Origin of the sequence: Flavobacterium sp. (genome assembly GCF_035299245.1) — a bacterium.
In the GTDB taxonomy this organism is placed as follows: domain Bacteria; phylum Bacteroidota; class Bacteroidia; order Flavobacteriales; family Flavobacteriaceae; genus Flavobacterium.
Genome location: NZ_DATGWY010000014.1, coordinates 1 through 14,962, shown reverse-complemented (window position 1 = coordinate 14,962; position 14,962 = coordinate 1). Strand labels below are relative to the sequence as shown.

The 14,962-nt window shown below is 35.3% G+C and carries 15 protein-coding genes; 12 read left to right on the top strand and 3 right to left on the bottom strand.

The annotated features are described in order from the left end of the window. The first annotated feature begins 4 nt into the window (after positions 1-4). From VK161_RS08965 to fsa, 4 genes are all read left to right on the top strand, one after another. Positions 5-370: a VOC family protein gene (locus VK161_RS08965; protein ID WP_324214436.1), complete on the top strand. Its 366-nt coding sequence runs from the start codon at positions 5-7 to the stop codon at positions 368-370. A 79-nt stretch (positions 371-449) separates the two neighbouring features. Continuing rightward, positions 450-1,253, top strand: coding sequence for an SDR family oxidoreductase (locus tag VK161_RS08960; protein WP_324214435.1), 804 nt, complete (start codon positions 450-452; stop codon positions 1,251-1,253). 10 nt (positions 1,254-1,263) lie between these two features. Then, entirely contained in the window at positions 1,264-1,941 is a 678-nt protein-coding gene (locus VK161_RS08955; RefSeq protein WP_324214434.1) for a hypothetical protein, read from the top strand. A 231-nt stretch (positions 1,942-2,172) separates the two neighbouring features. Beyond that, entirely contained in the window at positions 2,173-2,829 is a 657-nt protein-coding gene (gene fsa, locus VK161_RS08950; protein WP_324214433.1) for a fructose-6-phosphate aldolase, read from the top strand. Between the two features lie 109 nt (positions 2,830-2,938). Here the strand turns inward: fsa and VK161_RS08945 are convergent, their stop codons facing one another. After that, positions 2,939-4,345, bottom strand: a complete 1,407-nt coding sequence (locus VK161_RS08945; protein WP_324214432.1) for a thioredoxin-like domain-containing protein — start codon at positions 4,343-4,345, stop codon at positions 2,939-2,941. 102 nt (positions 4,346-4,447) lie between these two features. After that, positions 4,448-5,998 (bottom strand): SulP family inorganic anion transporter, encoded by a 1,551-nt coding sequence (locus VK161_RS08940; RefSeq protein ID WP_324214431.1) that lies wholly within the window; start codon positions 5,996-5,998, stop codon positions 4,448-4,450. A 157-nt stretch (positions 5,999-6,155) separates the two neighbouring features. On the opposite strand from VK161_RS08940, the gene VK161_RS08935 reads away from it, so the two are divergent. Then, entirely contained in the window at positions 6,156-7,775 is a 1,620-nt protein-coding gene (locus VK161_RS08935; RefSeq protein WP_324214430.1) for an ABC-F family ATP-binding cassette domain-containing protein, read from the top strand. A gap of 31 nt (positions 7,776-7,806) precedes the next feature. Here VK161_RS08935 and VK161_RS08930 read toward each other — a convergent pair whose 3' ends face one another. Continuing rightward, the gene (locus VK161_RS08930) at positions 7,807-9,792 is read right to left on the bottom strand and encodes a gliding motility-associated C-terminal domain-containing protein (RefSeq protein ID WP_324214429.1); all 1,986 of its coding nucleotides are present in this window, start codon (positions 9,790-9,792) and stop codon (positions 7,807-7,809) included. Positions 9,793-9,926: 134 nt separating this feature from the next. Between VK161_RS08930 and pyrR the strand changes: the two genes are divergently transcribed. The 7 genes from pyrR (at position 9,927) to VK161_RS08895 (ending at position 14,694) form a co-directional block, all read left to right on the top strand. After that, positions 9,927-10,466, top strand: coding sequence for a bifunctional pyr operon transcriptional regulator/uracil phosphoribosyltransferase PyrR (gene pyrR / locus VK161_RS08925; protein WP_324214428.1), 540 nt, complete (start codon positions 9,927-9,929; stop codon positions 10,464-10,466). Positions 10,467-10,569: 103 nt separating this feature from the next. Then, on the top strand, positions 10,570-11,496 hold the full coding sequence (locus tag VK161_RS08920) for an aspartate carbamoyltransferase catalytic subunit (RefSeq protein ID WP_324214427.1): 927 nt from the start codon (positions 10,570-10,572) through the stop codon (positions 11,494-11,496). Between the two features lie 61 nt (positions 11,497-11,557). Continuing rightward, positions 11,558-11,890, top strand: coding sequence for a ribonuclease Z (locus VK161_RS08915; protein WP_324214426.1), 333 nt, complete (start codon positions 11,558-11,560; stop codon positions 11,888-11,890). A 3-nt stretch (positions 11,891-11,893) separates the two neighbouring features. Next, positions 11,894-12,097, top strand: coding sequence for a hypothetical protein (locus VK161_RS08910; protein WP_324214425.1), 204 nt, complete (start codon positions 11,894-11,896; stop codon positions 12,095-12,097). 39 nt (positions 12,098-12,136) lie between these two features. After that, entirely contained in the window at positions 12,137-13,045 is a 909-nt protein-coding gene (locus VK161_RS08905) for a ribonuclease Z (RefSeq protein ID WP_324214424.1), read from the top strand. A 328-nt stretch (positions 13,046-13,373) separates the two neighbouring features. After that, complete coding sequence (pdxH, locus tag VK161_RS08900) at positions 13,374-14,018, top strand: pyridoxamine 5'-phosphate oxidase (protein WP_324214423.1); 645 nt, start codon at positions 13,374-13,376, stop codon at positions 14,016-14,018. Positions 14,019-14,199: 181 nt separating this feature from the next. Then, positions 14,200-14,694 carry a CAP domain-containing protein gene (locus tag VK161_RS08895; RefSeq protein WP_324214422.1) on the top strand — a complete coding sequence of 165 codons (495 nt, stop codon included), beginning with the start codon at positions 14,200-14,202 and terminating at the stop codon, positions 14,692-14,694. Positions 14,695-14,962: the final 268 nt, after the last annotated feature.

Sequence of the window (14,962 nt, the reverse complement as noted above, 5' to 3'; positions counted from 1 at the left end):
TAAAATGAAATTTCAGCCAATAGTTCCAATGATTTGGACTAATAAATTACAAGAAACTGTCGATTTTTATTGTGACTTTCTCGGGTTTTCTTGTGGTAATTTTAGTGAAGAATGGGGTTGGGCAGCCGTTAGCAAAGATCAATGCGAATTGATGATTGCCGAACCAAACGAACATACACCATTTGAACGCCCGTATTTTTCAGGAACGTTTTACATCAAAACGGATGATGTGGATGCATTGTGGAATCAAATAAAAGACAAAGTCAAAATTGCCTACGATATTGAAGATTTTGATTGGGGAATGCGTGAATTTGCCATATACGACAACAACAGTTACATGATTCAGTTTGGGCAGGATTTGTTGAGATAGAATAGAGAACGGAGATAAAATAGATAACAGATTAAAAAATAAAAGAGGAATAGATTGCTTCGTTCCTCGCAAAGACTATATGAGTAAAGTAGTATTAATTACAGGTGGTTCTTCAGGAATTGGGAAATCAATAGGCGAGTTTTTACACACTAAAGGATTTACCGTTTATGGAACCAGTAGAAATCCGGAGCGCGTTTCAGGTTCCGTTTTTCCTTTAATTGCTTTGGATGTTAGAGATAAAAATAGCATTCAGCAAGCAGTAGCAGAAGTAATTACCAAATCGGGTAGAATAGATGTTGTGGTCAACAACGCTGGAGTAGGAATCACCGGACCGATTGAAGAAATTCCGACTGAAGAAATCAAGAATAATTTTGAAACCAACTTGTTTGGACCAATCGAAGTGATGAAAGCTGTTTTGCCGCAAATGCGCACGCAACAATCGGGTTTGATTATCAATATTACTTCAATTGCTGCTTATATGGGTTTGCCTTACCGCGGAATTTATTCCTCATCAAAAGGCGCACTCGAGTTGATTACCGAAGCTTTGCGAATGGAAGTGAAGTCGTTTGGAATTCATATTACCAATGTCGCGCCAGGTGATTTTGCGACTAATATTGCAGCCGGACGCTATCATGCGCCGCTGGTAAAAGGTTCGGCTTACGAAATTCCGTATGGGAATACGTTAAAAATGATGAACGAACACGTTGACAGTGGAAGTAACCCAAATCAAATGGCGGAAGCGATATACAAAATCATTCAAAATCCGAATCCGAAGATACATTACAAAGTAGGTGTTTTTATGCAGAAATTTTCGATTGTTTTGAAACGAATTTTGCCCGACAAAGTCTATGAAAAAATGCTCATGAATCATTATAAATTATAAGTATACACCTATGAAAAAGACAATTGCACTATTATTTTTAATTGGTTGTTCTGTATTTGGACAATCCAAAAAAGACACACGATTTATTGTAAACGCCAATGTCGGTCCAAGTTTTAGATTGGCTAAAAATCCGGAAGGATTGCCTTCAGAGTTCGAAGATTATTACAAAGAAATAAAGTCAGGGTTAAGTTATGATATTTCGGCATATTATGTTGTACACGACAGAGGATATGGTTTGAAATACAATGTTTTTCATTCTAAAAATGACTACAGTAGTTCCACTAATTTGGATCCTATAATCAATTACCCATACAACTTTAGTGACGATATCACTATTTCGTACATTGGACCGTCTTTTATTTACACTGAATTGCCAAGTGCCGATGTGGGTGAGGCTTTTTTAGAGTTTTCTCTAGGATATGTTTTTTACAAAAATAAAGCGATGTTGAATTACGAACGATTCACCTATAAAGGAGGAAATTTAGGAGTTGTCGCTGGTGGAGGCTATCATTTTAGACTGACCAAACAGTTTTTGGTTGGTCCACAAGTTTCTTTTATAGGCGGAACATTGAGAAAATTAAAAGTAGAGAATAGTAATGGAGCATCTCAAACTATTTCGTTAAACGAAGATGAGTACGAAAGTTTATGGCGCATCGATTTGAGTGTTTCGGCTAAGTTTCGATTTTAATAATCAATGTCAATATCAATGTCAAAAGTCAATAGTAACTATTGAATTTGATATTTGTAATTGCTATTGCAATTGATTTTCGTAATTTTGCACTCGATTGCGTTAGGGATAGAGGCAAGCACCGTGTGCAGCCGATAGCCCGACGCGAGGTACGAAGCGGAACGCCCAAAAGAATTCAGTCGTTCAGCAACTCAGTCACTCAAAAAAATAAACACAACTTAATTATATACTATGAAATTTTTTATTGACACTGCCAATTTAAACGACATTAAAGAAGCGCAATCGTTAGGCGTTTTGGATGGAGTAACTACTAATCCGTCGTTGATGGCAAAAGAAGGAATCACGGGTAAAAACAACATTTTGAAGCATTACGTTGACATTTGCAACATTGTAGATGGTGAAGTAAGTGCCGAAGTAAATGCCGTTGATTATGAAGGAATGATTAAAGAAGGCGAAGAATTGGCCGAATTACACGACCAAATTGTGGTTAAATTACCCATGACCAAAGAAGGTGTTAAAGCGTGTAAATATTTTTCGGATAAAGGAATTAAAACGAATGTTACGTTAGTGTTTTCGGCTGGTCAAGCGATTTTGGCTGCCAAAGCGGGAGCAACATTTGTATCGCCATTTATTGGTCGTTTAGATGATGTTTCAACCGATGGTTTGAATTTGATTCAGGAAATCAGAGAGATTTATGATAACTACGGTTATGAAACTCAAATTTTAGCGGCTTCAGTGCGTCATACGATGCACATTGTAAATTGTGCCAAAATTGGTGCTGATGTTATGACTGGACCATTATCTGCAATTTTAGGACTATTAAAACATCCGTTAACGGACATTGGATTAGCACAGTTTATTGCTGATTTTGAGAAAGGGAATAAATAGAATACAGAATGCAGATTTAAGAATGCAGTTTGTGTAAATTAAAAAGCCGATTTCATTTAGAAATCGGCTTTTTAATTCTGCTTTCTGCCATCTGTTTTCTGCGGCCTGACTACCTCAAATTCTCTTCAAACTTCACATCCATAATGTTGGTGAAGGCATTTTTTATTGTACCATTATTATTCGTTACGATAGTTCGGTGTATTTTAGTAATGGCCCATTTGGCTTTGATGTCTTCAAAATCAGCACATCTAAGTTCGGTTATGTCTTTAAAATTATATTTGGTAAGCGATTTTTTCCAATCTTCGTCTTTGTCTAAATTGACAGCTATAAAATGGTAATTGGGGAATTTTTTCTTGAATTCAGCTATTTTTTTATGAGCCAAAACCATATGTGAGTTAGCGTTTTCAGACCAAAAGAATATAACCGTGTTTTTGGTAATTAAATCGTCCGAATTGTGTTTTTTACCATTGGCATCAACCAATTCTACCGAAGGTAATTTCTTACCTTTAATCAATAGTTGAATGGCATCTCCAATTTTATTGATTTCGTTTTTTTGACTTCTATCTGTTGAATACTTGTGGTATATTTTTAGAAATTCTTGGTTGTTAACAACGTTTTGATCTTCTAATAAATATTGAAAGGCAATATTATTTAAAATTTTATTTTTTACTTCTGAGTTTTTAATGAGTGTATCGGCAATGTTCAGTTTGTTGATGTTGGTTTTTAGTGCCAAATCCACTTCAGAGAAATGATTATGGTATTTGATGGTTGAAACATTATTGAGCATGTGATTCAAGTACATCACAAAAGGAGAATAATCGGCTAGTGCAACATTGTTAAAATCGATGCTCTCTCGATAGGAATAATACGATTTTGGTAATTTCTCATATACATCTTTCCCAGTTCGCATATTGTGAATCATAGGATAGATTTCTTTTTTGGTGTAATGTGGGTATAAATAAGAGGCTTTAGCAAATGTATCAAATTCGTCACTCCATTTAGCACTTTCTTTCTTTTTCGTGTAAAATTGTTCGTTTTTTTTATGGAGCGAATCAATAACTTTATTGAATCGATCTAAATCATAATCAAAAGCTTCAAATAGAAAGTCTTTGTCTTTTTCATTTTTTAAAAACATTTCCATCAAGAAGTTATTTTTTTCATCGCCACGCCCACAAAAAACAACTGATTCATCGAAGTCTTTAGAATTGACATGAACCATAATACTGTCGTTTTTGTCAAAATAAACGTATTGGTATTCAGGTTCGTGTTTAAAAGTGTATAAACCAGGTGCGAGTGAGTCGAATTTCTTGAAAAAAGTATTGTCTTTGTTTAACGCAATCGTGTCAATGACTTCATTGTTCTTGCAAAACAAAACATAACGATTGTTAGGATTGGTAACTTCACCTCCAAAGTAAGCTACAAAATTATCATTTTGAAACTCTTTCTTACACGAGGATAAAAAGGGTAGAAGTAGACCTAAAAAAAGCAATGTAGAAATATGGGGTACTCTTTTCATTCAAATAAAATTGATAAACAAATGTATTTAGTACTTTTCAATATTATTGTTAATCAATAGTTAAATAAAATGTAAACCTAAAAGGCAACAAAAAACTATTTATCAGTGAATTGCAGAGGTTGAAACAGTTTTAATTTGAATGAGATTCAATTGTATGTGTCGAATGTGTGCTTTGTTGGCAAACTCACTAATTACCTCTAAAATATCGTGATCTATAAAAGTACAATCGGTTCCGTCAATTGTTAAAATACTGTATTTAGGTATGTTATCTAGAATAGTTCTGAATTTTACTTTATTCAGAAACGACACATTATCGTTGAGTTTTATGGTGTAAATCTCGGTTTCATGTTGTTTGGTTTGAGACACTTTATAATCTACTTGGAAGTTGTTTTGTATGATAACGTACAACGAAATCAGCAAACCAATTACAACTCCAATCAACAAGTCGGTTACTAAAATAAAAATAATGGTAATGATGAACGGAACAAACTGTTTCCATCCCAAATTGAACATGCTTTTGTACAATTTTGGTTGGGTTAGGTTGTAACCTGTAATTAGTAAAATTGCGGATAAAGATGCATACGGAATCGCATTGAGTAAAAAAGGTAAAAACAAAACAGCCAATAACAGAAATATACCGTGAGTAAATGCTGAAAGTTTGGTTCTACCTCCAGCATCAATATTGGCAGCACCGCGAACTACAACTGCCGTTATCGGAATAGCGCCTAGAATTCCGCACGACACATTTCCGATTCCTTGCGCTAATAACTCCCGATTGATGGGTGTAATTCGGTTTTGCTTGTCCAATTTATCAACAGCTTCTACGCAAAGTAAGGTTTCTAATGAAGCTAAGACTCCAATTAAAATTCCGGCTTTCCAAATTTCAATAGAGGAAAATAATTTTGACAAATCCGGAAAAACGATAGTATTGAAAATATCTTTGGGTATTGCAACTAATTGGTTTGGTTTTAGGTGAAAAAGGGAAGTACTGTTCGATAAAATAAGATGAATTCCGATTCCGACAACAACAATGAAAAGCGGAGTTGGAATGGCTTTTAATTTTTTGGCAAACGGACGATTGAGTAGTATCAATAGCAAAACCGAAATAGCAGAAATGATAATTGTGCCGCGCGTCAGGTGTTCATTCAGACGAGTGACATTGCCTAATACATTCGATTGAGTAAATAAACTGACAAATCCGCTGGTCCAAAAATCGGGTTGATCGTAACCCAAGGCAATCGGAATTTGTTTGGAAATTAATAAGATTCCAATGGCAGCCAACATTCCTTTGATTACTGCTGATGGGAAGTAGTTGGAAATCATTCCGAGTTTTAGCAAACCTAACGCAATTTGGAATAAGCCAGCCACTACAACAGCCAATAAAAAGGTTTGAAAGTCGCCCAATGAAATAATTGATGCCGAAACTAAAGTGGTTAAACCTGCTGCTGGACCCGAAACACCTAATTGTGATCCACTAATTAATGAAACCACGATTCCACCAATAATACCCGACATTAAACCTGAGTACAGTGGCGCTCCAGAAGCTAGTGCAATTCCTAAACAAAGTGGCAAAGCAACCAAGAATACCGAAAGTCCTGCTGGTAAGTCGTGCTTTAACCAAGTGAGTTGATAGTATTTTAGTTTTCGGTTCATAATTTAATTTGAAGTAATCAAAGATAATGCAAATGGTAAGTCATTATTTATGAGGTTTATCATATTAATTCAATTTTAATTAAAAAAGAAACAACTCTGTGCGAATCAAACGTCAGTTTTCATTACTTTTGCACCAAATTTCAAAACAACTTATTTCATGCTTACTGTTTCAAATTTATCGGTTCAATTTGGTAAACGAATTCTTTTCGACGAAGTAAACACTACCTTTACGCAAGGCAATTGTTACGGAGTAATTGGTGCTAATGGCGCTGGAAAATCTACTTTTTTAAAGATTTTAGCAGGCGATATTGATCCTACTTCGGGTAGAGTGATTTTAGAGCCAGGAAAAAGAATGTCGGTGCTGAACCAAAATCACAATATGTTTGATGAGCATACAGTTCTTGAAACGGTGATGATGGGAAATAAAGTGTTGTTTGCCGTTAAATCGGAAATGGACGCTTTGTATGCTGATTATGATGATAAAAATGCGGATCGAATAGGTGAGTTACAAGTTCAATTTGAAGAAATGAACGGATGGAATGCTGAGTCTGATGCAGGAGCAATGCTGTCCAATTTAGGAATTACAGCTGACATGCATTATACTTTGATGTCTGAAATGGAAGGAAAGATGAAAGTACGTGTGTTATTGGCACAAGCGCTTTTTGGAAATCCAGATGTTTTGGTAATGGATGAGCCTACCAACGACCTTGATTTTGAAACTATTTCTTGGTTGGAAAATTTCTTGGCTAATTATGAAAATACGGTGATAGTGGTTTCGCACGACAGACACTTTTTGGATTCAGTTTGTACGCACATTTCGGATATTGACTTTGGAAAAATCAACCATTATTCAGGTAACTATACGTTTTGGTACGAGTCAAGTCAATTAGCGGCTCGACAAAAGGCACAGCAAAACAAAAAAGCCGAAGAAAAGAAAGCTGAATTGGAAGAATTCATTCGTCGTTTTAGTGCGAACGTAGCCAAATCGAAACAAGCTACTTCTCGTAAGAAAATGATTGAAAAATTAAATCTAGATGAAATCAAACCATCCAGTAGAAGATATCCAGCCATTATTTTTGATGTAGAACGAGAAGCTGGAGATCAAATTTTGCACGTTCAAAATCTTGCAGCATCTGTTGATGGCGAAATCTTGTTTAAAAATGTCGATTTGAATATGGCCAAAGGCGATAAGGTTGTTGTTTTTTCTAAAGACTCACGTGCCACAACCGCTTTTTATGAAATTTTAAACGGAAATCAAAAAGCAGATGCCGGAACGTATGATTGGGGAATTACCACAACACAATCGTATTTACCTAATGACAATAGTTCGTTTTTTACCGATGGAAGTTTGAATTTAGTGGATTGGCTTCGTCAATTTGTGAAAACAGAAGAAGAAAGAGACGAAGTGTACGTTCGCGGATTCTTAGGAAAAATGATTTTCTCAGGGGAAGAAGCGCTAAAAAAATGTACCGTTTTGTCTGGAGGAGAGAAAGTGCGTTGTATGTTATCTCGAATGATGATGATTCGTGCCAATGTGTTGATGTTGGACGAACCTACCAATCACTTAGACTTAGAATCGATTACGGCTTTTAACAATTCATTGAAAAACTTCAAAGGTTCGGTTTTGTTCACTACTCATGATCACGAGTTTGCTCAAACCGTTGCCAATCGAGTGTTGGAAATTACACCCAATGGTGTTATTGATCGTTACATGACATTTGATGAATATCTGGAAGATGATAAAATTAAAGAATTAAGAAAGAAAATGTATTCATAAAAAAATCCCGTCAATTACGACGGGATTTTTTTTAATCATTTTTTTGTAAATATACCCAACCTGTCTTAGGATTTTCATTTTCAAATTCGATGTAATAATAATAAGTTCCATCGGGTAATTTTTCTCCTTTTTTACTCTGACCTTTCCATTCGGTAGTATAATTATCCAAGTCATATACCTTCATTCCATATCGATTGAATATGTCTAAATGAGTAACGTGTAATCCTCTTAAATCAAAAAAGTCATTCTGATTATCCTCATTTGGAGAGATGCCTTTAGGGATTTTACAATAAACTTTTTCAATTTCATAAGTAGCTGTAGTTTCACAGCCAAAATTATCACTAATAGTCAAACCATAAGTTAAAGGGAAATCTTCGTATTCTGGAGTTGCGTTAACAATTTCAGTAAGGTTTATTATAGTTTGATTGGTTCCAATCGGATTTCCATTGTAATCAAACCACTGAAAAGTTAGGTTATTCAAATCAAATGAACTGTTCGGAATGGCTTCTAAATAGTAATTTTCATTGCTGCATCCACCAATAAGTGAAAATTGGATGGGTTGTATTACGTTAATATTTAAGGTTTGACTGTAAGCACAAACATTAGAAGCAGGAGTAAAAACATAACTTCCACTCTCAGTTGAACTAATTGTTGAGGGCAGCCACGTTCCAGCAATACCATTAGGCGAAACAGAGTTTAAAACAGGTGTAGTTTCTCCAAAGCAAACTTGATTTATAGTGGGAAAATCAGGAATTAATAATGGGTTTACTACTACAGTAATAACCTCTCTAGGACTTTCCAATTGACACGTTTGACTAACATAAAAAGAAAAAGTTCCAGGTTGTGATGTAGAAGGTGTTGGTGTAGACGCACTTCCAGTTCCTCCCGTAGCAGTTGTATACCACAATAAATTGGTTCCATTTGCTGATAATGGAGTAGCAGTATCATTTTGGCAATACGTCAACGGACTTACAACTGTTGGTTTACTCGGAACAATAGAATTCAGTTGTAATGAATTACTAAGGTAACAATTTTCTCCTTCTACAATGCGCAATGAATAGACATCGTTGGCAGTATAACTAGCCACACTGTAAGTACTTGATGTTGCTCCCAGAATCGCTACACCATTCACATACCATTGATAAGTAAAAGGATTGGTTTGATTAACAACTGTACTGTTTAAAACCACATTATTTGAGCAAAAATCTCCAGTAGTGCTTATAGTAACATCATTAAAAAGTTCGGATTGGTTTAGAAGTAAATTATCAAAAAGAAAATAAGGGAAAGATAATATTCCATTAACATAACCGTCTTCATATTCAGGTGAAAGAGTACATGGGCTTCCCAAGATTATGGTGTTGATGTTCTGAGTTGGAGTAAAATTGATAGTGATGATTCCCCATTCGTCAATTGGTGTATAATTTGCACTACCCAAGACGACCCAATTAGGGCTTGCATTACTCGGACATCCTGTAGTTGAAATAGGCAGATTATTGCAATCTGAAGAACCATACAAAGTAATGTCTAGGGGAGAATAACCAATAGGAGGATAATAATTAAAATCTCCGTCAAAAAGCACTTCGCTTGAATAAATCATAAATTGCAGCTGATAGTTCGTGCCAGCAACCATCGGACTGGATAAACAAGTTCCAAGATATTCTTGCCAATCAATGCTGAAAATAGCGCCCACCATGCCTTCTCCATCACCAAAAGGAGCATTAAAATCGGAGCCGTATCCGCAGGTATTAAAATAATCTGTTGTTGCATCTGTTGCCTGAATCCAAGAAGTTGCAGCGTCTAATTGTGAGAAAAAATCAGGACAGTAATTCATTTCTTCAAATGATGGATTCGGAATTAAAGAAGGCACATTAACTAACTCTCCTGAACAACTGCAGTCAGAGTCATTTAAATCAATTAGACCATCTCCATCATCGTCTAATGCATTATCACATATTTCTTGAGAATAGGATAATGAAGTAAGGAAAAGTAATAAAACAAGTGTAAACGTCTTTTTCATAGCGAGTTTTTTATATAAATGTACAGAAAAATCGGTAAGAAAATAGTTTTGACGCCAACTTTTTTCTGAAGTTTAATAATTTAGAATGTTTAAAAAAAATGCTTACTTTTACACACCAAACACAGCACTTCATTATGAGTCAAAAAATACTACTCACGGCAAAAGAAGTTACTATCATTCTGCATCGTTTGGCTTGTCAGTTAATCGAAAAACACCTTGATTTTTCAGATACTGTTCTAATAGGTTTACAACCACGTGGAATTTATTTAGCCAACCGAATCAAATCGATTTTAGAAAATGAATATCAAGTAAAAAACATCCAGCTCGGATTTTTAGACATTACTTTTTTTAGAGATGATTTCAGAAGAGGCGAAAAATCATTGGAAGCTAACAAAACCAAAATTGATTTTATTGTTGAGGATAAAAAAGTTGTTTTCATAGACGATGTGCTTTTCACAGGAAGAAGTATCAACGCCGCTTTAACCGCCATTCAATCGTTTGGAAGACCATCTGAAGTAGAACTTTTAGCTTTAATAGATCGTAGATTCAGTCGCCACTTACCGATTCAGCCCGATTATCGCGGACGTCAAGTAGATACTATCGATGGAGAAAAAGTAAAAGTATGTTGGCAAGAAAATGAAGGTGAAGACGCTGTTTATTTGATTACTAATTAAGGATTGCGAATTAAATCTAGAAATAGAAAATTTATACAACATATCAACTAATAACTAACTGCTGACAGCTGTCAGCTTACAGCTAACAAAATAACCTAACCTAATGTCCGAACTATCCGTTAACCATTTATTAGGAATAAAATACCTCACTAAAGAAGACATTCAATTGATTTTTGAAACGGCCGATCATTTCAAAGAAGTCATCAATCGTCCCATAAAAAAAGTACCTTCATTGCGAGATATCACCATTGCTAATATCTTTTTTGAAAACAGTACTCGAACTAAATTATCATTTGAATTAGCCCAAAAAAGGCTTTCTGCCGACGTGATTAGTTTTTCAGCTGCACAATCTTCAGTAAAAAAAGGAGAAACACTAATCGACACGGTGAACAACATTCTTTCCATGAAAGTAGATATGGTAGTAATGCGTCACGCCAATCCTGGTGCAGCATACTTCTTGTCTCAAAATGTAAAAGCAAGTATTATTAACGCGGGTGATGGCGCTCACGAACACCCAACACAAGCACTTTTAGATAGTTTCTCCATCAGAGAAAAATTAGGTGAAGTAGCCGGAAAAAAAGTTGTAATTGTTGGTGATATTCTGCACTCACGTGTGGCTTTGTCCAATATTTTTGCACTGCAAATGCAAGGTGCTGAGGTAAAAGTGTGCGGACCCAAAACACTCATTCCAAAACACATTGAAAGTCTGGGCGTAAAAGTAGAATCCAATTTGCGAAAAGCACTCGAGTGGTGTGATGCCGCCAATATGCTTCGCGTACAAAACGAGCGTATGGATGTGAATTATTTTCCTTCCACTCGTGAATACGCTCAACAATACGGTTTGGATAAAGCCTTATTAGATTCACTCAACAAAGAAATTGTCATTATGCATCCTGGTCCAATTAATCGTGGTGTAGAAATCACTTCCGATGTTGCCGATTCGCAACAATCCGTAATATTAGACCAAGTTGAAAACGGTGTAGCGATTCGAATGGCAGTAATTTATTTGTTGGCATCAAAAATTAAGTAATGAATTAAGTGGTGATTTTCTCAGTAACTCATCAACTCAGTCACTCAGCAACTCAAAAAAAATGAAAGTAGACCAAAAAGGACATACCACAACCATCAAAGACACTCAAGGAAACGTACTATCATTTCTTGAAAAAGTATCTCATGAGCACAACAGTTTTAAATCACAAAATTTAATCCTCGATATTACTCATGATAAAAATGTAACGCTTAAAGAGATCAAGCTGTTTTCTGAATTGTCAAAAACGCACAAGAAAGGAAAAAAGTCATTTGTATTAGTTGCAGACGGAATTGACTTTAATGCTGTTCCAACAAAAATTATTGTTGTTCCTTCATTACAAGAAGCGCATGACATCATCGAAATGGAAGAAATAGAACGCGATTTAGGATTTTAAATTATGAAATTAAACAATAGAACATTAATATACATTTACGTCGGAGTGCTTTTTGTCTTGACGTATTTATTTGCTAGTAAAGTTATTTTGGGTTTAAAAACCCAAGAGTTTGATTGGTTGCGTTTATTAGTAAACCTTGGACTAATCATCTACATTGTAATCAAAGTCGTTAAGCTGGGCAAAATTGAAAACGATAAAACAGAATAATTTTTCAGTAGACCGACAACTGAGAACCGATAACTCAAAATGAAACTCACCATACTTGGCTGTTACGCAGCAACTCCACGCACCATTTCCAATCCAACATCGCAAGTCATAGAAATCAAAAACAGAGTATTTCTAATTGACTGTGCCGAAGGAACTCAAGTGCAATTGCGCAAAAGCAAAGTCAAGTTTTCCAAAATCAATCATATTTTTATTTCACACCTTCACGGAGATCATTTTTACGGTTTGGTCGGTTTAATTTCGACGTTCATGCTACTCAACCGCGAAAGTGATTTGCACGTCTACGGCCCAAAAGGCATCAAAGAAATTATTCTCCTTCAACTGCGCGCTTCAGGTTCGTTTACGGGTTACAATTTGTACTTCCACGAACTCGAGTCAAAACAATCCGAAACGATTTTTGAAGACGATAGAGTAGTGGTCAAAACCATTCCGCTCAACCATCGCATTTATACCAATGGCTTTTTATTTCAAGAGAAAAACATCGAACGGAAACTCAACATTGAAAAAGTTGAAGAGTACAAAATCGATAAACTGTATTTCAACAAAATCAAATACGGTGGCGATATCACCTTAGAAAACGGAACAGTAATTCCGAATGCAGAACTTACTTTTGATCCCATTCCTTCCAAATCGTACGCTTATTGTAGCGACACACAATACGACGAATCCATCATTCCCATTATTGAGAACGCCGATTACCTCTATCACGAAAGTACTTTTTTAGAAAACGAAGCCCATCTAGCCGAAAAAACCATGCATTCAACTGCCATTCAGGCGGCTACAATTGCAAAAAAAGCCAAGGTAAAAAATCTAATTCTAGGGCATTATTCTACGCGTTACGGCGATTTAAGTCTGTTCCAAAAAGAAGCACAAACAGTTTTTGAAAACGCTCTTTTGGCCGATGACGGAAAAGAATTCGAAATGGAATAGTTTTTTAAGAAGCAGATCATGAGAGTTTCATCACAACATTCGTCCCGCTTTCGGCTGTATCTGCCATTGCGAGGTACGAAGCAATCTAAGATTGATGTTCCTCGTTCGCAATGTCAGGATACTTGCCTCTATCGGGGCTAAAATAAAACCATAACAATTCTTTGAAACTTTCCTAAAACTTCCCGAACTTTGTTACTTGGTATCAGCTATCAGCTATCAGCTATCAGCTATCAGCAATTAGTCATAAAATCATATAGTCTTACAGTCATATAGTCTTACAGTCATATAGTCTTACAGTCTAAAAATCTAACAATCTCACAGTCCAAACATGAAAGACCTCAGTAATTACCGAAAATCCTACGAGAAAAGCGAACTACTCGAATCCAATATTCCAGAAGATCCCATCAATTTATTCAACCGTTGGTTTCATGAAACGGAAGATTTAGGCGGAATCGAAGAAGTCAACGCCATGACCATTTCAACCATTGGACTGGATGGTTTTCCAAAATCGAGAGTTGTTTTATTAAAAAAATTCAACGAAGAAGGATTTGTTTTCTTCACCAATTACGATTCCGAAAAAGGAATTGCCATTCAAAACAATCCCAATGTATGTCTTTCTTTTTTTTGGCACAGTGTAGAACGTCAAGTCATCATCAAAGGAACAGCCCAAAAAACCTCAGAAATAGTTTCTGACAATTATTTCAATTCACGTCCCGATGGTAGTAAATTGGGTGCCATTGCTTCCGACCAAAGTAGGGTAATTTCCTCAAGAGCTGTTTTAGACCAAAAGTTATTTGAATTAGAACAGCAATATAAAGGGAAAGAAATTCCTAGGCCATCCAATTGGGGTGGATTTATTGTTGCTCCTGTTGAGGTTGAATTTTGGCAAGGAAGACCGAATCGATTACACGATCGAATTCGATACACTCTTCAAGATGATTTTTCATGGAAAATTGAAAGATTATCTTCTTGATTTGTAAGAAATATACTTGTTTTAATTCTTAATCGATGTATTTCATCGATTTTTTTTTGCAGTTTGACGATATAGTAGTAACATTGTCTCACCCAAATCAACAATACGTTCTTTACAGTTAAATAAGTATAACCCTTAAGATATTTGCCCCACATCTATCTTTAAAACTTAACCTACTACTATGAAAACAAATTTACTACGTTTGTTTGTGCCATTTATTTTGGTATTAACTTTAGTTTCATGTTCTAAAGATTCACAAGACGAAGCTGAGAATTTAGAATTAATTACGAATTACGATTATAGCACAGAAGAAGTTGATCTTGCTAATAGAATTAATGATTACAGAGAATCAGTTGGAAAAAACAGATTAGAATTGATTAATCATATTTCTTACAAATCGTTAGAGCATAATGAGTACATGATTGAAAATAATGTAGTAAATCATGATTATTTTGATTCAAGAGCCAACAATATCATGCAAGTTCTTGGAGCAGTAAGAGTAGGAGAAAATATTGCTTACAATTTTTCTACGCCTAACTCAGCATTGAATGCGTGGTTGAATAGTCCAGGTCATAAAGACAATTTAGATGGCGACTATACCCACTTTGGAATTTCGATTACAATAAACCCAACTAATGGGAAAAGATACTATACTAATATCTTCATGAAGAAGTAATAATTTGTTTTGTTTGATTTTTTAAAAAAACCATCGATACTCTTTTTCGGTGGTTTTTTTGCATAAAAAAACGAGCATCTAACTAAATAGATGCTCGCCGGGTTTAAATAATTGTATATTAAAAAATTTACAATTTCGTAATAATAAATTCGGATCTTCTGTTGGCTTGATGTTGTTCTTCAGTACAATTCGAAGCATTGGTTGGTTCACAACCACAATCGTTTACTAATTGCGATTCACCGTAACCTTTAGCAGTCAATCTTGATTT